This window comes from Paenibacillus sp. J5, from assembly GCF_054955055.1.
This window is the reverse complement of record NZ_JBUEDD010000001.1, coordinates 195,238-221,612: the sequence shown is the minus strand read 5'-3', so window position 1 is coordinate 221,612 and position 26,375 is coordinate 195,238. Positions and strand designations below refer to the sequence as shown.

The window sequence follows — 26,375 nt, the reverse complement described above, 5'->3', positions numbered from 1 at the left end:
ATACCGCCTCCTGCTGCTTATCAGCATGATTATTGCGGCGCTGTTGTCGCTGAAGTGGGAGGAGGAACGGCCGGAGGTGCTGGCTACCTGGGTATGGGAGAGTACAGATTGGATGGATGATGGCGGTCGCCTGCTCTCCTTTGCCAAGGAGCAGGGCGTGAATGTCATCTTCCTGCACATCGACCGCACATCGCAGGATATGGAGCCGTATCGCCGCTTCATTGAGCAGGCGCATCAGTTAGGCATCGAGGTGGAGGCGCTGGGAGGCGATCCCTCCTGGGGATTGGCTGCATATCGTCAGGAGGTGGAAGCCTTCCTGAGATGGATCGAAGACTACCAGCGCAGTGCGCCAGAGCAGGCGAGATGGGATGGCGTTCATGTGGATATAGAGCCCTATCTGCTGGAGGAGTGGGAGCAGGAACGCGCCACGGTAGTCAGGGAATGGAGGGAGACGGCGGCCTATGTGGCTCATTGGGTGAGGAAGGAGCTATCGCTGCGGGTTTCGGCAGATGTGCCCTCCTGGATTCATACGATCGATGACGAGCAGGGCGAGAGCCTGGGCACATGGATGCTGGAGCAGTTCGACTGCATCGTGTTGATGAATTACCGGAACGCTGCTCTAGGGCACAATGGCATTATGGACCGTGCGCTGCCGATGGTTCAGGAGGGGACACGGCTTGGCAAGCCAGTCCTGATCGGTCTGGAGACAGGGCCGACGGAGGAGGGAGCGCATACGACCTTCTATGGTCAGGACAGCTCCAGTCTGTGGCAGCAGATGAGCATCACCCATCTGTTCATGCAGTGGTATAGCGGGTATCAGGGATTCTCCATCCATGACTATCGCAATTGGAGAGCGGCTGCGGAAGGCAGGGAGTAAGACACTGGCCTGGGCACAGGCAAAAGGTACGGGCTTGAGGCGCGGCATAAGACATCAGGGAATTGCCCTGGTAGTGCTGTGATAAAGCATACGAGCCACTGGATGCGAGACGCTAGATTAGGGCGCTAGATTAGAGCAGGGTAGCTAGATTAGAGCTGTTAAATTAGAGCTGTTAGATGATAGCTGTTAGATGATAGAGAAAGGAAGAGGATGATGGGAAACTATTTTGGCACAGACGGGGTACGGGGCACGGCGAACAGGGAGCTGACGCCTGAATTGGCGTTCCAGCTCGGACGGGCAGGCGGTTACGTGCTGACCCGCAAGCGGCAGGGGGAACGCCCGCAGGTGCTGATTGGGCGGGATACCCGCATCTCGGGCGAGATGCTGGAGGCGGCGCTCGTGGCGGGTCTGCTGTCGATCGGCGCGGATGTGGTGCGCCTCGGTGTGATCTCTACGCCTGGCGTCGCTTATCTGACGAGAGCCCGTGGCGCAGATGCGGGAGTGATGATCTCTGCTTCCCACAATCCTGCCCAGGATAACGGGATCAAGCTGTTCGGCGGTGACGGCTTCAAGCTGTCCGATCAGTTGGAGGCCGAGATTGAAGCGCTGCTCGATGCACAGGAGGACGGCTGTCCCCGTCCGATCGGCGGCGATGTAGGCAGGGTGCAAGATGATGAGGCAGGAGGATACGACTATCTTGGCTATCTTCAATCTACCGTTGAGCAGCGGTTCGAGGGAATGAAGGTGGTGCTTGATTGCGCCCATGGGGCAGTCTCCAGGCTCGCTCCGCGCCTGCTGCGCGAGCTAGGGGCGGATGTGGTCGTATTGGCCGCTCAACCGGACGGATTGAATATAAATCAAGACTGCGGCTCGACGCATCCCGAGGCGTTGCAGCGTGCAGTCGTCGAGCACGGTGCAGCGCTCGGATTATCCTTCGATGGGGATGCAGACCGGCTGATCGCGGTGGATGAGAAGGGTGCGATTGTAGATGGGGATCATCTGCTCTATATTCTGGCCCTGGCGCTCCAGCAGCAGCACCGCCTTAACCACAGCACCGTCGTCTCAACAGTGATGAGCAATCTGGGCTTGTACAAGGCGCTGGAGCAGAGCGGTCTGACAGCCAGGAAGACGAAGGTCGGCGACCGCTATGTGCTGGAGGAAATGCTGCAAGGCGGCTATAACCTGGGCGGAGAGCAATCCGGCCATATCGTCATGCTGGATTATAGTACAACCGGAGACGGCATGCTGTGCGCTCTGCAACTGATGGCAGCGATGAGGACGGCTGCCCGCCCGCTGAGCGAGCTCGCCGCCGGTCTAACCAAATATCCGCAGTTGCTGGTCAACGTCCGTGTGGAGGACAAGTCCATGCTGGCAGACCACCCTGCCCTTGAGGCAGCCGTTGCGTCGGCAGAAGCGCGGATGGGCGGCAACGGGCGCGTGCTGGTTCGTCCCTCAGGCACGGAGCCGCTGGTGCGGGTGATGGCGGAGGGGCCTAACGAGCAGGAGCTGTCGCAGCTAGTGGATGGTATCGTTCAGGTCATTCGCGAGGAGCTGGAGCCGCGCAGGAGTGCCATTCAGGCGATATGAGACGGTGGCTGTGCTGGATCGGGGTGATCCTGCTGAGCGGGCTGCTGCTGGCTCCCGCAGCGGCAGCGACGGCGATTCAGATCGCGGTGGACAATCGGCAGATGGCCTTCCAGGCGGAGCCTCCCTATGTCGATCCCCGTTCGAAGCGCATTATGGTGCCGCTCAGGGAGATGGCGACAGCGCTGGGAGCGGAGCTGAAGTGGGATAAGTCGACCTCCGAGGCGATACTGAGGCTGAACGGGCAGAGTATACGGTTGGCGGCTGGACAGCCATCAGCGCTAGTGAATGGCTCGGCTGTTGCACTGGAGGTGCCCGCACAGCTTCGTCATCAGCGGATGATGGTGCCGCTGCGCTGGATCAGCGAGGTGCTGCAAGCGGAGGTTACGTGGGATGAGGCGCGTCAGCGTGCTGAGGTGGCGACGATGATGCCGAAGGCAACATGGATCTGGGACAGCCGCCTGATCGAATCCGAGTCAGGGAGGGACGAGATTCTCCGATTTTCCCATGACCATCATGTGAATGCGATCTATCTTCAGATCAATCGGGACGTGTCGCCAGACGCGTATGGCGCATTCATCCGCAGTGCAGCCCGCGCAGACATCCGGGTGGAGGCGCTGGCAGGTCGTCCCGAATGGGCGCTCGCCACGAGCCGTGAGTCCGTCCGTCCAATTTTAGCCTGGGTGCGCCAGTATCAGATGTCTGCTCCACCAGAGGAGCGCTTTGCCGGGTGGCATCTGGATATGGAGCCGTATCTTCTGCGGGAGTGGACAACGAATCGTCAGCGAGTGCTGGAGGAATGGATGAATACGGTACAATGGCTGGGAGAGGAGATGAACGGCAGCGGCCTTGGCATCGTGTTCGATATACCGTATTGGCTGCATCAAGTGAAGGCGCCAGGGACGGAGGCCAGCATGAGCGCTTGGCTGCTGGAGCAGTCAGACGGCGTCGTCATCATGAATTACCGCAACCACGCACGCGGGAACAACGGCATTATCGACAATGCAGGTGCTATATTAGATGAAGCTTATGCGCAGGGCAAGCAAGTCCTCATCGCTGTAGAGACGGTACCTAACGCTGAGAGTGAACGTACATCTTTTTACGTCAAGGGAGTGAGGCTAATGGAGCAGGAGCTGCGGACAGCCCACAGCGAGCTTACCGGACATGCGGCTTACGGAGGAATGGCGATTCATGATTACCGAAGCTGGGCAGCGCTGGAGCAAAGAGCGGAATAGGCGAGCTCGACAGTGCTTGTGCCTGCTGCTCATATGGTATACATAAACTCTCGACACGGCGAGTGAACATGATAGAATGAATAGTAGCTGAACCTATTCGATCCGAGTCGGAGGAGAAATTATATTGAGCCCGTCTGAAGTATGGATTCCTATCGTGTGTTACTGGGTGCCGATGCTCCTTTTCTTTTATATGGGCGCCGAAGTGCTACTGCGCAATCCACGGAAAATAGAGCATATATTGGTGAGCCTGTCGATATTATGCTATTTCCTGTTGCTTCTTGAGGAATACATTCGCTATATGCTGCCCATTGAATATAGTCCGGTGCTGGCGGCCGTATGGTTCTCTAACATTGGAATTGCCATTCCAGGATTGGGGTTCCACCTGCTCGCCAAATTAATCGGTTTGGATAAGCATCTCCCACGGCCGTGGTATCCGCTCATCTTTCATATCTTGCTCCTGGCGATTCCGGCAGGACTGCTGAGCCATCAGGAGCTGATCTCGGTTCAGCAATTCAAGGAGGTGGGCGTATGGAAATGGCCGGTAGCCAATGGCGCTTATTATGGAACGCTCACGGTCAGCCTGACGCTCAGCATGGTTTCCATCTTGATGGTGCGCGTTGCCCGCAAATGGAAGAGTCCTGCTGACTCGAAGGAGCACGAAGGCATCTTCAAGCTGCTCGAATATGGAAGCCTGGTGACCGCCTGCTGGGTTGCTGTATTCGGTTATTTTCAATTCGGCAATGTAATCCCGCCGTATCCTTACATTTATGCCGGTCTGATCTGGTGCTTCGTGCTGCGGCTAGCCATGCAGAAGTATGAGTTCCTCAATCATTCGAGCCATCGTTATGAGAAGCTGTTCCAGCTCAATCCGCTGCCGATTCTGCTGGTAGCTATGGATGGCACGATCAAGGAGGTGAATCCGAGCGCAAGGCAGATGTTCGATCGGGTGGCGCTCGATTCGGCGAAGCTGACCGCCCTGCAAGGGGGAGTGTTGATGGAGCGGCTGCAAGACAGAGCGGAGATTGGAGAGCTGGAGGCCGTGCTGTACAATGGCGACCGCGTCCTGGAGACATTGGTCTATGGCGACTATGTCACGTTCCATAACGAGCCTCACGCGATTCTGCTCATCCGTGATATTGGAGCGCGCAATGAGTATATGCGCCAGGTGGCGTTCATGGCCTATCATGACGCACTGACAGAGCTGCCGAACCGTCGCCATTTCACGGAAAGGCTGGAGCAGGCGATAGCTGAAGCACAGCAGCATGGCATCAAGCTGCTAGTCATGATCATAGATCTCGATGATTTCAAGCTTATTAATGATTGGTACGGTCATGAGGCCGGGGATCTGGTGCTATGCGGTGTCGGTTCCGTGCTGCGGAGAGCGGCAGAGCCAGCGGGAGTCGCAGCGAGGCTGGGCGGCGATGAGTTCGTGCTGTTTCGCCCTGTGAGTAGCTATGAGTGGACTGCCGAGGAGGCGCTACGCTGGGTGGAGAAAGCGATGAAGCAGGAGCCGATTGAATATGATGGCCAACACCTGGATGTTCAGATGAGTGTAGGGGTGAGCTACTATCCGCAGGACGGAGATACGCTCGATGAGTTGCTCAAGCAGGCGGACAAATCGATGTATGATATGAAGCACAGGCGTAAAATTCTGCAAGCCTCTGAGGAGAATGATGCCAGCTCGTGAGATGTGGTTCGACCGACTGCCGTTACGCAGCATTGCGTCGCGCGGGGAGCTGCGCGCGGTGCGAAAAGATGAATGGACATGGAGCAGGCGTGATTGGCTGGCGAATCCGAAGGAAGGAAGGGCGTACTGCGCAGCAGTGCGCCCTTGATTTGCTCGTGGTGCTGACCCTCCATCGCAGCGTTCGCAAAAACATTCATTGACAACTTAAATGATAATGAATATCATTAGCGTTATCAATCTAATTCATTTTCTATAAGGGGTCTTATTCATGAGGAAAGCTGTAATGATGCTCAGCACCGTGCTGCTTGCAGGCGGTGTACTTGCTGGTTGTGGAGATAGCGGGGAGAAGACGGGCAATGGACAGGAAGCAGCACAGACAGCGGCTCCGGCCGTGCAGGGCGCGGATTTGTCGGCGGAGGTAGCGGCGTATCGCGAGTTTGTACTTGAGCAGCAGGATCAGTTCTTGCTGGAGACGCAGAAATTCGTGGATGCAGTGAAGGCGGGGGATATGGAACAGGCTAAGGCGATCTATCCGCAGGCTCGCATGTATTTCGAACGGTCGGAGCCGGTGGCGGAGGTGTTCGGCGAGTTAGACCCGAAGATAGACGGTCGTCTGGCTGATCTGGAGGAGGAAGGGAAGGGGAAGGAGGAATGGTCCGGTTATCACAAGCTGGAGTATGGGCTCTGGGTGGAGCAGACGACCAGCGGATATGAGCCGGTGGCGGATCAGTTGCTCGCTCATGTCAAGGAGCTCCGGGCCAAGGTGGAGACGGTCGATGTAACCGCGGAGCTGATGATTAATGGGGCCGTCGACCTCCTGAATGAGGTATCCACCTCGAAGATTACAGGCGAGGAGGAAATCTACTCGCACACCGATCTGTATGATTTCAAGGCCAATATTGAGGGAGCAGAGAAAATCTTCACCATCTTCCAGCCGAAGCTAGAGAGCAAGGACGCTAAGTTGACGGCTTCACTGCAAGCGAGCTTCCAGAAGGTGAACGAGCTGCTGGCGAAATATGAGGACGGCAAGGGCGGTTATCTGTCATACGAGGCGTTAACGCCTGCAAATACAAAGGAATTGTCAGAGGCTGTGGATCAATTGGGCGAGCCGCTTAGCCAGATGGCAATTGTTGTGGAGTGATTACGATGTCCTCGGAACAGGAACCAAGACACTCGGGCCATCCGATTTCCCGCAGAGAGATGTTGAAGCTGATCGGGATCGGGGCTGTTGGGGTAGCTCTCGGAAGTGGCGGAATCCTCGCCGCTCCGGGAGTTCGTTCGTTAATCGATGAACATCCGACCAATCAGAATAAGGTCAGCTTCTATGGCAAGCACCAGTCAGGCATTTTAACCCCGCATCCCCGCTATGTGTATTTCGCAGCGCTGCATTGTGAAGCGACATCCCGCAGTGAGCTGAGGGAGCTGTTGCAGCGATGGACGGAGGACAGTGTGCGGATGATGAACGGGGAGAATCTGGCGCATGCTGGCAATGTCCTGCTGCCGCCGGATGATACCGGCGAGACGAAGGGGCTGAACGCTGCGCGGTTGACGCTCACCTATGGCCTCGGCCTCAGTCTGTTCGAGCGAGCGGAATATGGACTACAGGCGAAACGTCCGGCAGAGTTCGTCGCGCTGCCGCATTTTCCCCGCGATCAGTTGGATTCCCGCTATACGGGGGGCGATCTATGTATTCAAGCCTGTGCGGATGATCCGCAGGTTGCGTTCCATGCGGTGCGCAATCTCGTGCGGGCAGCTCGCGGCAAGGTGACGATGAAGTGGTCGCAGGCGGGATTCAACTCGTATCCGGTTCACAAGGGCAAGAAGGAGACACCACGTAATTTATTCGCCTTCAAGGACGGCACCGGCAACCCGGATGTGAACAACAGCCAGGAGATGCAGGATGTGGTGTGGGTGGGCGCCGGCGCTTCGCAGTCCTGGCTCGCGAACGGTACTTATATGGTCGTCCGCAAAATCCAGATGCATCTCGAAACATGGGATCGCACCTCGCTCAAGGCTCAGGAGCATACCTTCGGGCGGCATCGCGACAGCGGAGCGCCGCTGGGCAAGCAGCGCGAATTCGAGGAGATGGAGCTGGGGCGTACCGACGAGGGGGGCAATCCGGTCGTACCAATCGACTCGCACGTCCATCTGGCTAAGCAGGTGAAGGATCGTATATTGCGTCGTTCCTTTTCGTATACGAATGATATTGATCCGCAGACCGGGCATTTTGATGCTGGCTTGCTGTTTGTGTCGTATCAGAGAGACCCGGGGCAGTTCGTCCGCATTCAGAATCAGCTCGGTAGGGCGGACAAGCTGAACGAATACATTACACATCGCGGCAGCGGCCTGTTCGTCTGTCTGCCAGGGGCAGCCAAGGGGAGTTATCTGGGCGCCGGTCTGTTGGATTGAGGTGAATGATGCGGCATAGATGGACAACAATCATGATGGCTATGCTGCTGCTGTGGCTTGCGGCGGTTATGCCAGCAGCAGCGGCGGATAGCTTGTATAGCAGCGCATATACGGCAGTGGGTGAGGCGTTGATGAGTACGAAGAAGGCTAGCTGGGCGGAGAGCGAGCAAGCGCTGGCTGTCTTCGCGCAGCAATGGGAGCAGTTGGAGAAGCCTGCGGGCACACATACAGAGGCGGTCGATCAAGCCTTCGCGGCGGCGCAGGCCGGAGTGCGGGAGCGGGATCAGGCGGTGACGCTGGAGCAGCTCAAGACGTTATCCAAGGCATTTCTGGAGTTTGACCGGATGATGCATCCGCTGGATGAGGCGGCGGTACGCAGCGAGGTAGGACAGAGCCTAAGTCCTCCACTTGATGCGCTGGCGGGCTCGATCGCGAGCCAAGATCAGGAGGCGCTAGCAGCGGCCTACAAGAAGCTGCAGTCCGTATGGACGAAGAAGGAAGCGGCGGTGCGCAGTCTGGATATGGCGATGTATGGTCAGATTGAGTCGAGGCTGGGCATTCTGCGCATCTCGACCGTGAAGGAGCCGCCTAGCTATGAGGAGATTTCCTCACGCTATGAAGCGCTGCGAGAGGCTGTCGAGCTCTTCGCAGAGGGAACAGAGCCAGCGGCCGCAGCGGTTGAGGGCAGCTACAGTCTGTCGTCACTCACTGGGCTGCTGCGGCAGAGCGTGGCGCGCATCGGGGAGGGGAAGCCGCAGGAGGCGGCTGGCTTGCTGGAGCAATTCCTCATTGCCTGGCCCGCCGTGGAGGGCGAGGTCTCGACACGCGATGGCAGTATGTATCGGGCGCTGGAGACTCATATTCCGCTCATCGCTGGCAAGCTGTCCTCTCCGAATGCTGCATTCGATGCGCTATCCGCACAGTTGTCTGGCTATGCAGACAGGCTGGAGCAGTTGCAGCAGCAAGGCTATACCGTATGGGATGCGGCGCTTGTGCTCCTGCGGGAAGGGATGGAGGCGCTGCTGATCATATCCGCGCTGCTTGCCTTTCTGGAGAGGGCGGGCTACCAGCGCTATCGGCGCTGGATCTGGCTGGGCGCCGGGGCTGGCGTGCTCGCGAGCATAGCTGCGGCCTTCACCCTCAATGCGTTATTCTCCACCGCAACTGCGGGAGCGAATCGTGAGATTATTGAAGGCGTTGTCGGCATTGCGGCGGTGGTGATGATGCTGGGTGTTGGCATCTGGCTGCATCAAAAATCCCGGATGCAGGGCTGGACCCGTTATCTGAATCGGCAGATGGGGGCGGCGCTGTCGGCGGGAAGTGTTGTATCGATGGCGGTGGTCAGCTTTTTGGCGATTTTCCGCGAGGGAGCAGAGACGATTATTTTCTATATGGGGATGGCGGCTACGCTTACTACGTCCCGGCTGCTGGCAGGCATGGCGATTGCAGTTGTGATCCTCGCCGTCTGTGCGGTGGTGTTCATTCGCTATAGCGCCAAGCTCCCGCTTGGCCCGTTCTTCAAGGCGGCCACGCTGCTGATCTACATCCTCGCCTTCAAGATGCTTGGCGTCAGCCTGCACGCCCTGCAACTGACCGGCAAGCTTCCGACGACACAGGCGTTACAGATGTCAGCAATCGAGCTCATCGGCTTGTATCCGACGTGGGAGACGCTGCTTCCGCAGCTCGGGCTGCTTATGATCATCGTATGCTCAGCGATCGTATTGGCAAGAAGGGGGCGATGAGCCTTCAAGAGAGTGTTCAAGATGAGCCTTCGATGAGCCCTCAAGATGAGTCTTCGGGATGAGTGTTCTAGGTGAGGCTTTGAGGTGAATGGTAGAAAATGCATGATAAACAGGCAGCCGGAGGGCTGCCTGACTGCTATCACATATACCGTTAAGACTTGGCTCATCCAACCGGTTCATGGCCGGATGAGCGTTCCTGCGGCATGAACAGGCCAGAGGAATAAAATACCTGACGTTGCCGAGGCCAGGGGAGCTCGCAGGAAAGCGGAGTGCGCGCCATCTAGGGTGTCATGCAGCGTTTGAGCCGGGAGGCTTCGGCCAGGTAGCCGCGTGTTGTTAATTCGCTGCCCAGCAGCTTGACATATTCGGGATGCAACAAATCCTGATGCTGCGCATCGCGAATGAGGGAGAAGAGTCCCGGCGCGTCAGCCTTTCGGACGAACTGTCCGACGGCTTCGAGCTCATCATAGGTAATGTCCTTCTTATGCCAAGGATGAGGCGCGTAAGGCTCGGAAGGACTGTTTCCAGGGCCTAAGATGATGCCGAGGCCGTCCAAAGTGGGGATAATCACCTGACGTTGGCGGCTTGCACGGGCGGCTTGTACGGTTTGGAATGCATTCTCGATCGGTCGGAATCCAAACTGTTCTGCTGCTCTCTCCCGCACCCATTGCTTCTGCTGATTCCGCGTGTCTTTATCTATATACTCCGAGCTGTTATCCTCCTGCTCACGACGATGATTCATATAGTCCTCTTCCGTCTTGAAATCATTCAACAGCAGATCCTCATGCCCCTCGAAATGCAGCTCGAAAAATTCATGCAAATTCCGTGCTACGATACGAACACAGTTGCCGAAGTCCATCGGAGACACACAGAGGATAGGTGCCTGCTCCAGATCAGTGTGCATCCCGAAGTCCGTAAGAAAGGAATAATGAATGCCGTCCATTCCAGTGTTGGCAAAGACGATCGCGTCAAAGGGCGAGCAATAATAGCCGCCGTTATCCAAGGGATCAAATTTCAAAAAGTAACCGCTCGGCCGCTCCAGCTTCGGGACATGCTGCGCAATGTCATTCTCCCATTGCATGATGCGCTGTAGAAGCTTAGGTATCGTTATATTATCCATTCAGGTAGAGTCTCCTTAGTCGAGGATGCGGATTAGCTTCCTCGTTAGTAGTTATGCGCTTACGGGGAGGCCACTGAGTCAGAGGCGAGTGCGGCAATCTCTTGGGACTCCAGCACCTCGAAGGATGACCCTGCGCGGCGCGCAGCGGCGATCATTGCCCTGGCGACCTCCCGTCCCTCGATGGCCTTGTACTTCGCCAGCGGGCCGATCATCAGCCCGCCGAGCAGCCGATAGGCAGCACTTGCAGCATGCTCGCCGGGGCGTTTCTCCGCGCGCTCCCCCAGCAGGAGGGAGGGGCGCATCACGACCAGTCGCTTCAGCTTCAGAGCGGACAGGTCCCGCTCCACCTCCCCCTTGACCCGGCTGTAGAATATATTCGAGCGGGCAGATGCGCCCATCGCGGTCACAATGACCAGACATGCCGCATCATGACGTCGCGCCGCGCGCCCGAGTGCGAGTGGATAAGTATAGTCCACACGTCGGAAGGCCTCCTGGCTGCCCGCCTTCTTAATCGTGGTGCCGAGCGCACAGTACACATCGGCTCCTTGCAGCCACCTGCCCTCCACTTCATCCTCTAATTGATCAAAGGAAAGCATCTGCTGTAGCAGCTTGGGATGAGACATGCCGAGCTCGCGACGCACGAGCGCTACCACCTGGCTATAGGCCGGATGCTCTAGCAACTGCTGCACCAGTTCTTGCCCGATGAGCCCGGTTGCCCCGGCAACGACTGCTGTTGCGCCTGTGGAATGAGCCTTCTTCTCGATCATGGAATCGTCTCCCTATGATTTGTCATATAGAATATTGAACTTCCCAGGAATGGCAATCCTATACGGTTCATTATAGACAGGATCGTTGCACCATTCAAGGCAGCAGCATCGGTCTCGCGATTCTCTCCCACAATCCCGTCATGCCCCATATGAAGGGTGTCAGTCAGTATCACCGATGCCTTCAATAGGGCAATCTGGTGTCATCGTGATACGAATTGTATAGAAATATAAGGCAATTTTTCTAAATACTTAAAAAATCAAGGTAAATCCTTTAATTTGAGAATTGTTCTGTATACGCTTACATTTTATAATCTCGGGTGAAGGGAGGTGATCGAGAGTTTGCAGGAGGCAAGTGCAAAGCAATGTACTGCATCATGAGGAAGCGCAGAGTGTGGTAAAGCACGACCCCAATATACCATTAGGAGGTTTTTAACGATGTTTAAATTAAAGAAAAAAGTGGCGGCTGTCATGGTCGCAGCTAGCTTATGTGCAGGCTTGTTCGCAGCAACTGCGAATGCAACGGACTACTGGCAGAACTGGACGGATGGCGGCGGCACAGTCAATGCGGTCAACGGCTCCGGCGGAAACTACAGCGTCAACTGGTATAACACCGGAAATTTCGTTGTGGGCAAGGGGTGGACAGTGGGATCACCGAACCGCGTAGTCAACTATAATGCTGGCGTGTGGTCTCCGTCGGGCAACGGTTATCTGACACTCTATGGCTGGACTAGAAATGCGCTGATTGAATATTACGTGGTGGACAACTGGGGCACCTATCGTCCTACCGGCTCTTACAAAGGAACGGTAACGAGCGATGGCGGCACGTATGATATTTACACCACGATGCGTTACAATGCGCCTTCCATTGACGGGACGTCAACCTTCCAGCAGTATTGGAGCGTTCGTCAGTCCAAGCGTCCGACCGGAGTGAACTCCGCCATCACGTTCAGCAATCATGTCAATGCTTGGAAGAGCAAAGGAATGAATCTGGGCAGCAGTTGGTCTTATCAGGTATTTGCAACAGAGGGTTACCAAAGCAGCGGAAGCTCGAACGTTACTGTGTGGTAAGAACGCCCTACGTGTTATGACCACGTAGTAAGATCGTAGCCAGCAGTGTCTGGTGAAATGTCGGACACATAAGCTAGCCTCACGGCTTCAAGAATTGCCCGATTCTCGGCGGCATATCGTAAGCGCATACATATGCTGCTGAGAACGGGCTTTTGGACGTATCCCTGGTCTATGCGAACGGCTAAAGGAGAGCTATCGATGAAAAAAGCATGGTTGATCAGCATGGTCGCGCTCGTGTTGCTTATCACCGCCTGCTCACAGGCGGAGCCCGAGCGAAGTGTCAAGACGGAGAACATGGATCATAATCTGGTATACGTGGAAGGAGGTACTTACGTCAGCAGCCACCAAGACGGTGGCGAGAATACGGAGATTGCGAGCTTCTATATTGGGAAATATGAAGTCACTCAACAGGAATGGATGGAGATCATGGGCAGCAACCCATCCGGCTTCCAGGACAGCCGCCTGCCGGTAGAGATGGTGAGCTGGTATGATGCTGTCGAATATTGCATTAAGCGGAGCCTGAAGGAAGGGCTGGAGCCTTATTATAACTTGGACAAGAATACGAAAGACCCTGATAACATCAGCGAGCACGATCAGTTGAAATGGCTGGTGACGATTAATGAAGGGGCCAACGGATACCGTCTTCCTACGGAGGCTGAATGGGAATATGCGGCAACCGGAGGGAAACAGAGCAAGCAGTACAAGTACAGCGGAAGCCAAGAAGCCGATGAAGTCGCCTGGTACTGGCGCAACGCGGGCGATGAATATCTATCTGGAGATTGGAGCTGGCCCAGCATCGAGAATAACAAAAATAAAACCCATCCTGTCGGCTCAAAGACGCCAAATGAGCTAGGGTTGTACGACATGTCGGGAAATGTAAGGGAATGGTGTTGGGATTGGTTCGAGGATGAGAACTTCCAAAGAGGCATGCTGCGGGTTGTCAAGGGGGGCGGCTGGATCGGCGACGTGAGCAATACGGAGCCGACCTTTAGCGGCAAGTTCGAGGCTAATGGCTATGGCCCTGACCAAGGCTTTCGTGTGGCTCGCAATGGATAGCGGGGAACAGCGGACATTGGAAAGCAGCAGGGTGTTTTCCAATGTCCGCTATAGGGAGTGCGATGTGCATGAGGGCGGCTATTTCTCAAGTGGAGACGTTAGGCCAGCTCTTGCCACATGGTGCATTGTGATACAGGGAGGATGGAGTCCTCCAGGGAAGGCGGCAGCAGCCTGTTAAGGGGTTCGCTGTCGCTTATTCGTGTACACTGCTCCAGAACGTCTGGAACGCCTCAGACTCGACCTGGAAGAATACCGGTGCATTGCCGTAGCGCACCAGACCTTGGGCGAACAGGACAAGCTCGACACGAGTATGATCCGCCAGTGTCAGATAGATCAGCTTGCGATCCTCGCTGTCATAGATCCCTTCCTCCATGAGCGGTTGCGCCTTCAGCGGCTTGGCAGACAGCAGCGCGGCGAGGAAGTCGTCAAGCTTGCTGTCCACCGCGAGCGGCGCATATTGCTGACGTGCATTGTTCCAACTGTCGAAGCTCTCCCATTGCGCGGAGGTTACTCGACCCTCCAGATGGAGCTGACCCAGCAGATCGGCGCCGCTGGCTACCGTGATGCCGTTCGTATGCTCATACAGCTCAGCGAATACCTGACCCTCCTGCTCAGTGTAGGACATCAGCAGAAATCCGGTATCATAGCCCTTCACGGAATAGATGTCGGCTTCACCGATTGTGGAGGCCAGCTCGGTGTACGCCTCCTTACCGCTCAGCTCATGAATGCCGCCTGTCGTGCGCCCCAGCTTGTCGCCGCGCAGCGCTCTGGCGTCAGCGGCATCTATGCGGATGGCTGCCTGGGTGTATACATTGCCCTGATAGACAACCAGGCCGACCATATCCATCGCTGCCCCGCCTTTGCTGCTGGGCAGCTCCAGCTTCGGGATGACGACAGCGCCTGGTGCTGTAGCGCCTGTATCGGACGCGCCCGGAGCAGGCTTCGCGCCGCTCTGCGTCTGCCCGATTCCTGGCGCTGACGTACCGCCGAGCTGCTGCCACACGCTCGGGGCAGCCAAGCCGATCCCCGCTGCGAGCACAATGCTGGCGGCGATATAGGCGCTCTTGCGCGGACGCCTGCGCTCTTGGCGTTGTGATGTGTGTGATGCTGACTGTCCTATGCGTTGCTCCAATTGCTGTCTCATGGTCTCGCTTGGTTTCATGGAATCCACCGCTTTCTTATAAGCTGCTCTGAATTGATCTTCCTTCATGAGGGTTCGTCTCCTTCCAGCTCCAGCTTTAGCAGTTGCCTTCCCCGCTGGAGCCTCATCTTCACTGCCGACTCGCTGATCTGCAGGATGCTGCTGATCCTCTGAATCGGATAGTCCTCGTAATAGTACAGATGGATGACGGTCTTATATTTGACTGGCAGTGCCATCACAAGCTGCAGAAGTGCAATATCCTCATGGTCGCCTGTCGCGTGTAGCGCGTCAGCCTCCAGCTTGACCTCGCGCTTGCGCCAGCCTCTGCCCAGCATCGTCTTGCAATGATTGGTCAGCACACGTATCAGCCACGCCTTCTGATGCTCGGCGTCTTGAAATGCGGGTGCTTTTTCCATTAATTTGATAAAGGTCTCCTGCGTGGCTTCCTCTGCATCTTCGCGGCTGCCCAGATGAACCATCGCAATCCGGAACAGCATGCTTGCATAGCTCTCATAAACGTGTATCACATGATTACCCGGCCGGGCCATGGATCGCTGCATGGTCTCTCTGCCCTCCTTTACCTTTAACACTATCTAGGACGGCGGTTGGTCACATTTTGTTGTGGGGAAAGGTGATTCGCTCGCAGATTCTATCTATGCTATGATAAGGGTACTATTCAAAAGTTTAAAGCTAAGGGGCATAGAGCATGAATCAGAGCATTCAACAGTTTAAAGCGGATTTTTTCAAGGCATTGGCTCATCCGATGCGAATTCGAATTCTTGAATTGCTGAGTGAAGGTGAGAAAAATGTCAATGAACTGCAGAGTATCCTCGGCTCGGAAGGCTCCGCTGTATCCCAACAGTTGGCTGTACTGCGTAATAAAAATGTCGTTCAGGGAATCAAGGAAGGCACGACGGTCACTTATTCACTGCGCGATCCGCTGATTAAAGATTTGTTATATGTAGCCAAGCAAATTTTTGATAACCATCTCGTAGACGCCATTTCATTGCTGGAAGACATCCGAAAAGAATCCTGAATGCACAAAACAAGGGGAACCGTGAGCTAGACGAAGGAACTTCTTGTTTTTTGCTATGTACTCCCGCTGTAGCCGTCCGAAAACAGGCTTTTTCGCGATTGACTTTACAGAGGTAGGGGAGTAACATTCGTAATATATTCAAATATTCAAATATATGAAGAGAAGAAGGTCATTGCGAATGAAATGGACGGGAAGGTTTGACGGATACAATGCTGCGTCGTTGCGCAAGGATATGGTATCGGGCCTGACTGTAGGGATTATCGCGATTCCGCTTGGGATGGCGTTCGCCATAGCTTCCGGTGTGAAGCCGGAATATGGCATCTATACGACGGTCATTGCTGGCATTCTCATCTCGCTGCTAGGCGGGTCCAGGTTTCAGATCGGTGGACCGACCGGCGCATTTATTCCCATTTTATTCGCAATTGTGATGCAATACGGATATGAGGATCTGCTGCTGGCAGGTATTCTGGCAGGCTGTATGCTGGTGCTGATGGGGCTGCTGCGGCTAGGGGCGCTTATCCGCTACATTCCCCGTCCGGTGACGATCGGGTTTACAGCAGGGATCGCTGTTATTATTTTTGCTGGGCAGATTCCTGCCTTCCTGGGGCTGAGCGGCGTGGAGAAGCATGAAGATTTTCTGTCCAATATGAAGGAGATTGGCCTGCATCTGGGCACAGTGAATGGCTACAGTCTGGCGACGGCCGCGATCTGTCTGGCACTCATCCTGCTATTGCCGAGGATCGCACCCAAGGTGCCTGCCTCGCTGGTGGGACTGGTGGTCTCCAGTCTGCTGGCGGCCTGGCTGTTCCCAGGCGAGGTGGCGACGATCGGATCCTCCTTCGGCGCCATTCCAAGCTCGCTCCCGCAGCTTCATCTGCCTACGATCACATGGGAGCGCATCGTGTCATTGCTGCAGCCTGCGCTCGTCATCGCACTGCTCGGCGGCATCGAGTCGCTGCTGTCTGCGGTCGTAGCTGATGGGATGACAGGAACGCGGCATAACAGCAATCGCGAGCTGGTCGGTCAGGGCATCGCCAATATCGTGGCCCCGTTATTCGGGGGCATCCCGGCGACCGGAGCTATCGCCCGCACGGCGACTAATATTCGTTCGGGTGCGGTATCGCCGATGTCCGGTGTCATCCATGGCCTGGTTGTGCTGCTGGTGCTGGTGGTAGCGGCGCCATATGCCTCGCACATTCCGCTCGCCAGTATGGCACCGATCTTAATGGTGGTGGCCTGGAACATGAGCGAGCGTCATTCGTTTATGCATGTGCTGAAGACGCGAACGAGCGACTCGCTGGTGCTGGTTCTTACCTTTATGCTGACGGTGTGGACGAATGTGACGCTCGCGGTGGAGGCAGGGCTCATCTTGGCGGTGCTGCTGTTCGTGAAGCGCATGAGCGATATGCTGACTGTAGCCAAGGTGCTGCCTGACCCGAACGACAAGCATGAGAAGGTGATGGCGCACATGGTCTATGAGGGCCATGATTGTCCGCAGATCAGCATGTTCACGATCGAGGGGCCGTTGTTCTTCGGCGCGGCGGAGCTGTTCGCGGCCTCGATCATGGATTCAGTAAGAGAGCGTCCCCGTGTGCTGGTGCTGCGGCTCGGGAAGGTGCCGTTCATGGATACGACCGGGGAGGCGAATCTGACTCATCTGGTGCGTCATGTCGAGGGGAATGGGGGGCGGGTTCTGCTGACTGGGGTGCAGCCGCAACCGTTGGAGGTGCTGAAGAAATCCGGGCTGTATGCGCAGATCGGAGCGGAGCATATCTTCGCTCACACGGGTGAAGCGATTCATGATGCTCTCCAGCATTTGCAATATAATCGCTGCATTGGATGCAGGCATTTTGCCTTTCGTGAATGCACCGCGCTATCTGGCGTTGGCAGGCTGCCGACCGGGAACGGGCTAGGGTGCGCAGCTCAGACCCAGGCGAACCTTGCCGTGAACAGCCAGGCAACGGTCGCTTCACAGAATTCCCTATTGCGTGGGTAATTCGGATCTGGAAAATAAATAAGACCCGTCTCAATCGTGATATGCTCCGCTCATGGAACCAGCTTCCATGATTCATCTGCCAGCTTGATGGAGAGCATAACCGTTCATTGGGGCGGGTTAATTTTGTCTACTTTAGCGTGAGGCATTGAATCTCCTCATTTGTTTTGAGTCTTATCGTTTTTCATTATCATTATACACTTTATTGGAATTCTTGAGAGCAATCTTCAGGACGGTTCCAATCCTCATTGCACGCTTGTTCGGCGGATGGTAGTATAAGACGATGGAGAAGCGGGAGTCGCTGTGTTAAGAGTGGCCTCCCAGATGGATGGAATTGAGGCTGCAATGAAATTGCTGTGGCCTTCTTATATAAAATGAAATCGGAGAGAAGCCACATGAACGAACGTCGTCCTTCCTCCCGCATCGGGAGGAAATCACATACTGAGCCGGGCATGGAGAAGGCCAAGACTTCGGGCACTGCCAGAGTATCAGGCCACGCTGAAGCTGCAAGGGGGTCAGCCAAGCAGGGCTCCCGGCGTATAGAAAGTCGGGGTGGCAAAGTGGCTAAGCCGAGTAAGCCAGCCCAGTCGCCGCGTTCCACTCAGGAGCGCCTTCAAGGCAGAAGCGACGAGCTCCGTCGCACAGCGAAGCCCTCAGGCGAGGCGACCCGGCAGAACGCCCCGACCCCGAAGCGCAGTGAATGGCAAGGGGGCAGCCATCATTCCAAGCCGAGGCAGGCTAATGGCGATCCAAGGCCGGGGCGCAAGATGGCCAGTACAGTGGCAGCGGCTGCGAGCGCTGGAGGCAGACCAGCGGAGCAGCTAGGTGTGGGCGACCGGATCGTCGTCACGATCAAGCGAGTCGGTATCAACGGTGAAGGAGTCGGCTACTACCGTCGCAAGACGGTGTTCATCGACGGAGCGATCGCAGGCGAGGTGGTGAAGGCGCAGGTGGTTGCTGTTGAGCCGAGCTATGTGAAGGCCGAGCTGCTGGAGATCGAGAAGCAATCTTCCTATCGTCAGCAGCCCCCGTGTCCGGTGTTTGATCGCTGCGGAGGCTGCCAAGTGCAGCATATCGCTTATGAAGGACAGCTTCAGGCGAAGGAGGAGCTGGTACGCGAGGCCTTCCGGCGGTATACGGGCTTGAATGAGCTGCCCATGAAGCCGATTGCAGGAATGGAGCAGCCGTGGGGATACCGCAACAAGGCGCAGCTTCAGCTCCAGCGGGTCAACGGAGACATCGTAGCGGGGCTGTACGAGGCCAACAGTCATGCGCTGGTGGATATTAGCGATTGTTCCATTCAGCATCCTCAAGTCAATGAGGCCGTGAACACCATCAAGCGAATTATGGACGAGCTGCGTATCCCGCTCTACCGGGAGCACAAGGGCAAGGATGGCATTCGCACGCTCGTTGTACGCTACGGCTTCCAGTCTGACGAGCTGCAGGTGACGTTGGTTGCTGACGGGGAGCGTATTCCACGGATAGATGAGCTTGTTCGCAAGGTGCATGAGGCATTGCCGCAGGTGATCGGCATTTCGCTGAATGTGAATGCGAAGAAGACCTCGTTAATATTTGGCGAGCATACGCGCACGTTGTGGGGACGGGAGACGATGAAGGAATCGCTGGCGGCTCTGGAGTTTGAGCTGTCGCCGCGAGCCTTCTTCCAGCTCAATCCGGTTCAGACCGTGAAGCTGTATGATTCGGTTCGTGCGGCTGCGGCGCTTCGCGGGGATGAGCTGGTCGTGGATGCGTACTGCGGAACGGGGACGATCGGCCTGTGGCTGGCTCCGTATGTGAAGGAAGTGCGCGGCATCGAGCTGATTCCAGAGGCGGTGGAGGACGCGCGGCGCAATACAGCGCATAATGGCTACGAGAACGTACAGTTTTATGCTGGACGGGCAGAGGAGCTTCTGCCACGCTGGGCCGCTGCGGGCATACGGCCTGACGTAATCATCGTAGACCCCCCGCGTACCGGTCTGGAGCGGCAATTCATAGATACGGTACTGCGTGTTAAGCCCAAGCGCTTCGTCTATGTCTCCTGTAATCCATCCACACTGGCGAAGGATTGCAAGGTGCTGATCGATGGCGGTTATGCGATCGAGTGGGTGCAGCCGGTAGACCTATTCCCGATGACGAGCCATGTGGAGTGCGTAATAGGAATGCAACGCAAAGATACCTAGACAGCATAGTACGTGTTGTACGTGTATCTGTAGTTGCTGGCACTGTTACTCGAAGGCGATGGCTTCGTACTGCTCAGACTGATCCTTCTTGTCCAGCCGCCGACCGGAATTCACGGATGAGTGCCCTGATCACACTGCAACGGAACAGTAACAAGGCTGACTACAGTCGGATATGGAAAGGAGACGCGCCGCGGCGGAGCTTTGCCGTTCTGGGTGCTTCTCCTATTTCGATTCCATGGGCACCGCCCTTGCCTACCGACGACGGGCGGTGCATTCACTGGCCAGTGCCATTGCGGGTCGCCAGCCTCCCCGGATTACCGTCTAGACTTCTTCGACCATACGATTCGTCAAGGCACCCAGCTTTTCGATCTCGATCGTGACGATATCGTTAGGCTGGAGATACACCTGTTGCTCCTTCGGATAGCCGAGGACTACCCCCTCTGGCGTGCCGGTCAGGATAATATCTCCGGGCTCCAGCGTCAGATGCTGAGACACGTAGCTGACGATCTCGTCGCACTTGAAGATCATGTCCGAGGTGTTGGAATGCTGGCGAACCTTGCCGTTCACGATACACTTGATCGCGAGCTGATTCGGGTCTCCGACCTCGTCTGCGGTTACCAGGTAGGGGCCGATGGGCGAGAAGTGATCGCAAATTTTACCGAGCATCCACTGCGAGGTGCGTAGCTGAAAGTCGCGTGCGGACAGATCGTTGACGTTGCAATAACCGAATACATGGTCAAGCGCTTCTTCTTTCGACACATACTTCGTTTTGTTGCCCATCACGATGACGAGCTCAGCTTCATAATCGACCTTGGACGATGCCTTTGGCAGCGCGATATCCTGTCCAGGCGCAGCGATCGTATTGTTGAACTTGTTGAACAAAATAGGGAACTCAGGAATAGACGCTTTTGTTTCCTCGGCATGCTTTTGATAATTAAGTCCTACGCAGATGATCTTGCCGGGCGACGGCACGCAAGGCGCCAGCTTCAAAGCTTGCTCGTCCAGCAGGAACGTCGAGCTTTCCTGACTAGCCAAGGCTTCGTCTATCAACTGTTGCAGCGCGGGTAGTGCCGTTGCGTGGTCTTCAATAACGGCCTGAATGTGCGACGGTACAGCATCATACCCCAAGTGGCGAGCAGCCTCAGCGATATCGAGCACCCCGCGGTCTGTTTGAATGCCAAGCTTGATGTCATTTTTATCGTAAAAATTCAACAACTTCATGATTGCGCTCCTCTCCGCTTTACAATGCGTCAGGCATCTTTTCCAAATGTGGCTCCGCCATCAATATAGAATGGGGCCCCCATCATAAATGTTGACTCATCCGACGCCAAAAATAAAGCCCCATTTGCAATATCCTCAGGCTTGCCCAAGTCGCCGCTGAGCTGACGTTTTTTGAGTGAAGCTATCGCCTCTTGCGGGTCGTCGTAGGAGGCTTGTAGATAGCTCTCTACAAAGGGCGTAAAAATCGTACCCGGCAATAGCGCGTTAATGCGAATGTCGTAGCTCGCATAGTCCACTTGCATCGACTTGGTCAGCGCGAGGATGGCTCCCTTGGCTGCCGCGTATGGCGCTCTGCGGGCGAGTCCGATCTCCGCGATGCAGGAGGACATGTTGATAATGCTGCCGGATCGTTGCTTCATCATATGCGGGAGCACGTATTTGCTCGGCATGTAGACGCCCCGTACATTAACCGACATGACGCGGTCCCACTGCTCGGGCTCGACCTCATGAAGCAAGCCGATCCCGCTGATCCCGGCATTATTAAACAGAATGTCGATGCGGCCATAACGTTCGATGACCGTGTCAGCCAACTGCTGCATGTCCGCGGGATCTGTAACGTCTCCTTGGACAAACAAGGCTTGGCCGTTTTGTTCAAGGATCTCTGCGGCCGTTTCCGAGCCATGGTCAGCATGCAGATCATTGATAATCACAGCGGCTCCTTCCGCAGCAAAACGCAACGCCGTGCTCTTGCCGATGCCCGATCCCGCGCCGGTAATGATCGCAATTTTATTCGCGAGTCTCATAGTATCATTCCTTTCTTGACTCTAATATATCAGATAATATATCAATGTCAATAGAAGTCGTGGGGAAGCTTGTTCTCCATAATATCATGTGATATATTAGCGTAAAGGATGGGGAGATAGAATGGATAAAAAGTTGGACGCCTTGGATAAACAAGCCTTGACAGGTCGTCAGGATCTGAAGGAGGCGATCTATGATAGGCTGAAAGAGATGTTCATGCGGCGTGATTTTACGCCCAATGAACGAATTGATGCCGTAGCGATCGCTGAGAAACTCGGAGTTAGTCGCACGCCTGTTCGAGATGCGCTGAATATGCTCGATGCCGAAGGCTTTATTAAGACAGTCCCGCGTCAAGGGATTTATGTGAAGGGGATCTATCGTCAGGATTTAATTGAATTGTTTCAGTTCCGAGAGATGGTCGAACTGTACGCGCTGGAGAGCGGCTTTCAGACGCTGCGCGAGCAGAGGGAAGAGATCGTTACGATTATCCAACAATTCGAAACGGCGATCACGTCGACAAGCTATGATGGGGTGCGGGCGATGGATGCGGATATTGAGCTGCATAAGAAGATTGTGGCTTCAACCGGCAATACAATCGTTATCGACTCATATGATAAGGTGAACGGACATGTCCAGATGGTGCGGGCTTACTATCTACAGGATATGCAGCGGATCAAACAAGCGCATCAGGAGCACCAAAGCTTCCTTCAGGCACTCCAAGGAGGGGACAAGGAAGGGGCCAAGCTCGAGTTGAAACGGCATCTGGAGCAGACGCTTGCGAATTTGCTGTCGATCATCGATATTTACAAGGTTTTTTGAAGCGTCCCTTGCGGACAATTGAACAGCCCCCTATAGTCGCGGATGCTGCACGTCTGACCGGTTACCTGCTACGTAGCCTAGCCAGCAATCGCGCAAATAATCAGCTAGAGTTATTCATCTAACGAATCAGCCAGCTGCGCCAAGCGCAAAAACAGCGCCGTCATTTCCGCCCCTGCGGTAGAATGTGCGGCGCTGTTCGTTTGGCAGCATGCTTTACTCGACGTTTAAGGCTCGTCATGCAAGGTGCTTTCGAAGTGGGGCAAATGACTACCTGGTTGCGATTGCGGTTTTCATAGCGGCATAAGCGGAAACTACACTGGCGACATAGTCTCGTTCCGCATGCTCGCCGACATTGACCCATTCCCAGATCCCGTTTGCTTGGAAGTCTTGGATGGCCTCCGTAAGGATAGCAAGGGCTAGCTCTTGATCGAGTCTTGCGATGGATTTGTAGATCCAGAGCAGCGGCGTAGCCCAGTAGGCTCCGTTTTGGTATTTGCCGGGGGTGATGCTGCTCAGCACGAACTTCGTGCTCCGACCTCCGGTGCCGTTTCGGTAATCCTTGGAGTTGCTTTGCAGCATTTCCCATACATATGGGAGGGGAAGATGGCGTATTTGGCCTCGCAACACATACAAGTCTTTTTTGTCCCGCAGGGAGGCGGCGAGGTTCATCGTCTCTGCTTCAGGTGCAAGCGCTTCCGAGCAGGCATAAGCAGAGCCCCAGATATCGTTTTGATTGCAATGATAGGTAGCGGCGTTGTACAGCTGGGCTTCCTCATCCCAGAATTGATGAAGATGGTTCTGAATATAGCGAGCATTGTCACGATGCCTGTTGGCTTGCTCTTCATCGCCAATCTGGAACTCCTCCCACCACACGGATAACTTCAAGGACGCATCCTGAAATAAAAGCGAACAGAATAGCTCATCGCCCGTTTTGTTCACGATATCCGTAAAGCCGTAGCTGCAATGAGGGCGCAGCGGGTCGATCCATACCATACCGGTGCCACGGTTGCGCGGGATGGATCGCAGACCGGCCGTCAAGGCTGGGAACCAGCTCTGAAGCGTAGCGATGTCGCCGGAGCGACGCAAATAGACATCGGCAGCCTGGACCAGAAAGGAAGGATTGTCCGTAGCAGGATCAGAACCGAAGACCGGAAAGTTCGCTTCGCCAGCAGCGCTTACATGATCGGGAATCGCGCCGTCCGCTCTCTGACGGTCAAGGATGTACTGTATCGCTGCTCTGACCTCGTCTGGCTGGAACAACTCAGGCGCGTACTGCAGCATATAGCTAAAATCTCGGGTCCAGATGGCGCGATACAAGGTATGCCGGGCGCTCCCAGGCATAAATAACGTCGTCCCGTTGTCGGCGGTAATCCGACAATCCTGAATGCATCGTGCGGTCTCGCTTGCGATCCAGGCATACATCTCTTCGATCGCAGGCTGTGGTGTAGCTGTCATAGTGCTCTCTCCCTCTGTAGGTCTTTACTCAACTAAATATAGCCAATAGATCGATATCAATTCTAATATATCAGATAATATACCGAAGTCAAGAGATCGTTTTTACTCCTTGTTTGCAATAATATCATGTGATATATTAGCGGCGAAGGGACGAGACATCGATACACAAAAATAATTTTGGCGGAGAGGTGACTTCCCATCGAGCGCTATGAGCAGCTTCAAGAACAAATGAAGTCCGCAAGGCTGGATGCCGTCGTGTGCAGATTGCCGGAAAATGTGCTTTTATTGACAGGGTATTGGCCGGTTAGCGGAGTAGGCTGTGTGGTCTGCCCGCAGTCTGGCGATCCGGTGCTGATCGTAACGGATCTCGAGCAACCGTACATGAGGAAGAATCGAATCCGGGATGTCCGATTGATCGCCTGCGGAACGTTAACATCAGGCGACCTGTATGAGCAGACGGCAACGGTATTGCGGGATATTGCCACGGCATTCGACTTGATCGGCAAGACGATCGGATATGAAGCGAGCTTCGAAACGATCGCACCGCCGATGAATTCCGCAGAGCCCTCCATTCCCGCACAACGAACTGCAGCTATGCTGCAGGCCGCTTTTCATAACCCGGCGCTGCAGGATGCGACTGGCATCCTGCATGAGGTGCGAGCGGTAAAGAGCCCGTATGATATTTCTCAGCTGCAAATTGTGCATGAAATTGCCGCCTGCGGCTTGGCTGTTTTCGCAGACCTGCTGAAGCCGGGGGTCAGGGAGATCGATATCTCCTCGACTGTGGAGGCCGAGATTGCCCGTTATGGCTTCGAGTATAAAGGCATGCAGCATGTCCGCGCATGGGCGCAGCTGATGAGCGGTCCACGCGCCGGGCAAGCCTTCAGTCCCTTCCCGGCATCGAGCGCCAGGACGATTCAGCAGGGCGATCTGGCTGTATTGGAGCTGGCCGTTGTAGCGGACGGATATTGGGCGGATTTGACGAGAACCCGTGCTGTCGGCTCGGCGACGAAGGAGCAATCGACAGCGTATCAAGCGATTATGGAGGCGCATGAGCGGATTCGACCGCTGCTGCGGGAAGGCAACACGGGCGCGACTGTGGATGCGGCGGGAAGGGATGGTATTGCTGAGTACGGGTTTGCAAGCGAGTTCGTTCATCTGACAGGTCACGGCCTGGGCTTCAAGTACCATGAGCCTGTCCCCATGCTGCACCCCGCATCACAGCATGTACTGATGGCCGGGATGATGACATCGGTTGAACCGGGCATCTATCGAGCTGGCGAATGGGGCATGCGTGTAGAGCAGAATGTGGTGATTACAACGGGCGAACCGTTGTATCTGTCCACCTTCTCGACTGAACTGCTGTAAGGATGACCACAGAATCGGGAGGAACTTATATGTCAAGATTGGCAGGGAAGACAGCTATCGTTACAGGGGGCACGGCAGGCATAGGAGCTGGGATTGCCAAGCGGTTTGCGCGTGAAGGCGCCAATGTGGCGATTATCGGCCGGAATGAGGAACGAGGCAAGCAGGTGGTGCAAGCGATGGAAGCGTTTGGCGTCCGAGGCTTGTTCATCCAGGCGGATGTTGGAGTAAAGGCGGATGTGGTTCGCTATATGGAGGAAACGCTTTCTGCTTTTGGAAAGCTGAATATTATGGTCAATAACGCGGCGATTATTCATCAGGCCAAGGTAGTGGATACCGAAGAAGAGAACTGGGAGCGGGTCATCCGCAATAATCTGACGAGTTGCTTTCTCGGGAGTAAATATGCCGCGCGGACGATGATTGAGCAAGCGCAGGGCGGGCGAATTATCAATGTATCCTCCATCCATGCGATTCTGTCGGAGCCCTCCTGTTCAGCTTATACTGCTTCCAAGGGCGGGATGGAATCGTTCACCAGAACCTTGGCAACGGAGCTGGCGCCTTACCGAATTACAGCCAACATTCTCTCTCCTGGTGCTACTTATACCGAGCTGACAACGCCGATGTATACGCCTTCTGTCAAGGAGGCTCTGTTCAAGCGAATTCCGTTGCAGGATATTGCGCAGCCGGACGATATCGCCAATGCGGCTCTATTCCTCGCCTCGGATGAATCCAGGTATATGACCGGATCTACACTGACGATCGATGGCGGGTATGTGATGGATGGGAGCTTGCCAGGAGCGGCCTATTGGGAGAAATAAT

At 55.4% G+C, this 26,375-nt stretch carries 23 protein-coding genes; 16 read left to right on the top strand and 7 right to left on the bottom strand.

The window, feature by feature from the left end; genetic code table 11:
- The first annotated feature begins 25 nt into the window (after positions 1-25).
- The 8 genes from ACY1JZ_RS00800 to ACY1JZ_RS00765 all read left to right on the top strand — a co-directional run bounded on the left by ACY1JZ_RS00800 (position 26) and on the right by ACY1JZ_RS00765 (position 9,534).
- Positions 26-877: a hypothetical protein gene (locus tag ACY1JZ_RS00800; protein ID WP_462627641.1), complete on the top strand. Its 852-nt coding sequence runs from the start codon at positions 26-28 to the stop codon at positions 875-877.
- Positions 878-1,090: 213 nt separating this feature from the next.
- Positions 1,091-2,464 (top strand): phosphoglucosamine mutase, encoded by a 1,374-nt coding sequence (gene glmM, locus ACY1JZ_RS00795; protein WP_462627640.1) that lies wholly within the window; start codon positions 1,091-1,093, stop codon positions 2,462-2,464.
- Positions 2,461-3,696, top strand: coding sequence for a copper amine oxidase N-terminal domain-containing protein (locus ACY1JZ_RS00790; RefSeq protein WP_462627639.1), 1,236 nt, complete (start codon positions 2,461-2,463; stop codon positions 3,694-3,696). The genes glmM and ACY1JZ_RS00790 overlap by 4 nt, the downstream gene beginning before the upstream one ends.
- 124 nt (positions 3,697-3,820) lie before the next feature.
- Positions 3,821-5,383: a GGDEF domain-containing protein gene (locus ACY1JZ_RS00785; RefSeq protein ID WP_462627638.1), complete on the top strand. Its 1,563-nt coding sequence runs from the start codon at positions 3,821-3,823 to the stop codon at positions 5,381-5,383.
- Positions 5,367-5,531, top strand: coding sequence for a hypothetical protein (locus tag ACY1JZ_RS00780; RefSeq protein ID WP_462627637.1), 165 nt, complete (start codon positions 5,367-5,369; stop codon positions 5,529-5,531). The genes ACY1JZ_RS00785 and ACY1JZ_RS00780 overlap by 17 nt, the downstream gene beginning before the upstream one ends.
- Before the next feature lie 120 nt (positions 5,532-5,651).
- Positions 5,652-6,524, top strand: coding sequence for an iron uptake system protein EfeO (gene efeO / locus ACY1JZ_RS00775; RefSeq protein ID WP_270168756.1), 873 nt, complete (start codon positions 5,652-5,654; stop codon positions 6,522-6,524).
- Positions 6,525-6,529: 5 nt separating this feature from the next.
- Complete coding sequence (efeB, locus tag ACY1JZ_RS00770) at positions 6,530-7,792, top strand: iron uptake transporter deferrochelatase/peroxidase subunit (RefSeq protein WP_462627636.1); 1,263 nt, start codon at positions 6,530-6,532, stop codon at positions 7,790-7,792.
- Between the two features lie 32 nt (positions 7,793-7,824).
- A complete protein-coding gene (locus tag ACY1JZ_RS00765) occupies positions 7,825-9,534 on the top strand; it encodes an FTR1 family iron permease (protein WP_462627635.1) in 1,710 nt (569 codons plus the stop codon).
- A gap of 280 nt (positions 9,535-9,814) precedes the next feature.
- Here ACY1JZ_RS00765 and ACY1JZ_RS00760 read toward each other — a convergent pair whose 3' ends face one another.
- Together ACY1JZ_RS00760 and ACY1JZ_RS00755 are read right to left on the bottom strand one after the other, a co-directional pair.
- A complete protein-coding gene (locus ACY1JZ_RS00760; RefSeq protein ID WP_462627634.1) occupies positions 9,815-10,654 on the bottom strand; it encodes a hypothetical protein in 840 nt (279 codons plus the stop codon).
- Positions 10,655-10,713: 59 nt separating this feature from the next.
- A complete protein-coding gene (locus ACY1JZ_RS00755) occupies positions 10,714-11,421 on the bottom strand; it encodes an NAD(P)H-binding protein (protein ID WP_462627633.1) in 708 nt (235 codons plus the stop codon).
- Between the two features lie 435 nt (positions 11,422-11,856).
- Here ACY1JZ_RS00755 and xynA point away from each other — a divergent pair, with 435 nt between their 5' ends.
- The gene (gene xynA, locus ACY1JZ_RS00750; RefSeq protein ID WP_270168761.1) at positions 11,857-12,489 is read left to right on the top strand and encodes an endo-1,4-beta-xylanase XynA; all 633 of its coding nucleotides are present in this window, start codon (positions 11,857-11,859) and stop codon (positions 12,487-12,489) included.
- Between the two features lie 198 nt (positions 12,490-12,687).
- On the top strand, positions 12,688-13,545 hold the full coding sequence (locus tag ACY1JZ_RS00745) for a formylglycine-generating enzyme family protein (protein ID WP_462627632.1): 858 nt from the start codon (positions 12,688-12,690) through the stop codon (positions 13,543-13,545).
- Positions 13,546-13,738: 193 nt separating this feature from the next.
- On the opposite strand, the gene ACY1JZ_RS00740 is transcribed toward ACY1JZ_RS00745, so the two are convergent.
- Positions 13,739-14,755: a hypothetical protein gene (locus tag ACY1JZ_RS00740; protein ID WP_270168763.1), complete on the bottom strand. Its 1,017-nt coding sequence runs from the start codon at positions 14,753-14,755 to the stop codon at positions 13,739-13,741.
- Entirely contained in the window at positions 14,752-15,246 is a 495-nt protein-coding gene (locus tag ACY1JZ_RS00735) for an RNA polymerase sigma factor (protein WP_462627631.1), read from the bottom strand. The genes ACY1JZ_RS00740 and ACY1JZ_RS00735 overlap by 4 nt, the downstream gene beginning before the upstream one ends.
- A 146-nt stretch (positions 15,247-15,392) precedes the next feature.
- On the opposite strand from ACY1JZ_RS00735, the gene ACY1JZ_RS00730 reads away from it, so the two are divergent.
- The 3 genes from ACY1JZ_RS00730 (at position 15,393) to rlmD (ending at position 19,895) form a co-directional block, all read left to right on the top strand.
- Positions 15,393-15,722, top strand: a complete 330-nt coding sequence (locus ACY1JZ_RS00730) for an ArsR/SmtB family transcription factor (RefSeq protein ID WP_270168765.1) — start codon at positions 15,393-15,395, stop codon at positions 15,720-15,722.
- 178 nt (positions 15,723-15,900) lie between these two features.
- Positions 15,901-17,718: a SulP family inorganic anion transporter gene (locus tag ACY1JZ_RS00725; RefSeq protein WP_462627630.1), complete on the top strand. Its 1,818-nt coding sequence runs from the start codon at positions 15,901-15,903 to the stop codon at positions 17,716-17,718.
- A gap of 392 nt (positions 17,719-18,110) precedes the next feature.
- Positions 18,111-19,895, top strand: a complete 1,785-nt coding sequence (gene rlmD / locus ACY1JZ_RS00720) for a 23S rRNA (uracil(1939)-C(5))-methyltransferase RlmD (RefSeq protein WP_462627629.1) — start codon at positions 18,111-18,113, stop codon at positions 19,893-19,895.
- A 321-nt stretch (positions 19,896-20,216) separates the two neighbouring features.
- Here the strand turns inward: rlmD and ACY1JZ_RS00715 are convergent, their stop codons facing one another.
- Entirely contained in the window at positions 20,217-21,116 is a 900-nt protein-coding gene (locus ACY1JZ_RS00715) for a fumarylacetoacetate hydrolase family protein (RefSeq protein ID WP_462627628.1), read from the bottom strand.
- A 29-nt stretch (positions 21,117-21,145) separates the two neighbouring features.
- On the bottom strand, positions 21,146-21,919 hold the full coding sequence (locus ACY1JZ_RS00710; RefSeq protein ID WP_462627627.1) for an SDR family NAD(P)-dependent oxidoreductase: 774 nt from the start codon (positions 21,917-21,919) through the stop codon (positions 21,146-21,148).
- A gap of 121 nt (positions 21,920-22,040) precedes the next feature.
- Here ACY1JZ_RS00710 and ACY1JZ_RS00705 point away from each other — a divergent pair, with 121 nt between their 5' ends.
- Entirely contained in the window at positions 22,041-22,736 is a 696-nt protein-coding gene (locus ACY1JZ_RS00705; RefSeq protein ID WP_462627626.1) for a GntR family transcriptional regulator, read from the top strand.
- 267 nt (positions 22,737-23,003) lie between these two features.
- Here the strand turns inward: ACY1JZ_RS00705 and ACY1JZ_RS00700 are convergent, their stop codons facing one another.
- Positions 23,004-24,191: a hypothetical protein gene (locus ACY1JZ_RS00700; protein WP_462627625.1), complete on the bottom strand. Its 1,188-nt coding sequence runs from the start codon at positions 24,189-24,191 to the stop codon at positions 23,004-23,006.
- A gap of 198 nt (positions 24,192-24,389) precedes the next feature.
- On the opposite strand from ACY1JZ_RS00700, the gene ACY1JZ_RS00695 reads away from it, so the two are divergent.
- Complete coding sequence (locus ACY1JZ_RS00695; protein ID WP_462627956.1) at positions 24,390-25,559, top strand: M24 family metallopeptidase; 1,170 nt, start codon at positions 24,390-24,392, stop codon at positions 25,557-25,559.
- A 29-nt stretch (positions 25,560-25,588) separates the two neighbouring features.
- Complete coding sequence (locus tag ACY1JZ_RS00690; protein WP_462627624.1) at positions 25,589-26,374, top strand: SDR family NAD(P)-dependent oxidoreductase; 786 nt, start codon at positions 25,589-25,591, stop codon at positions 26,372-26,374.
- Position 26,375 lies beyond the last annotated feature (1 nt).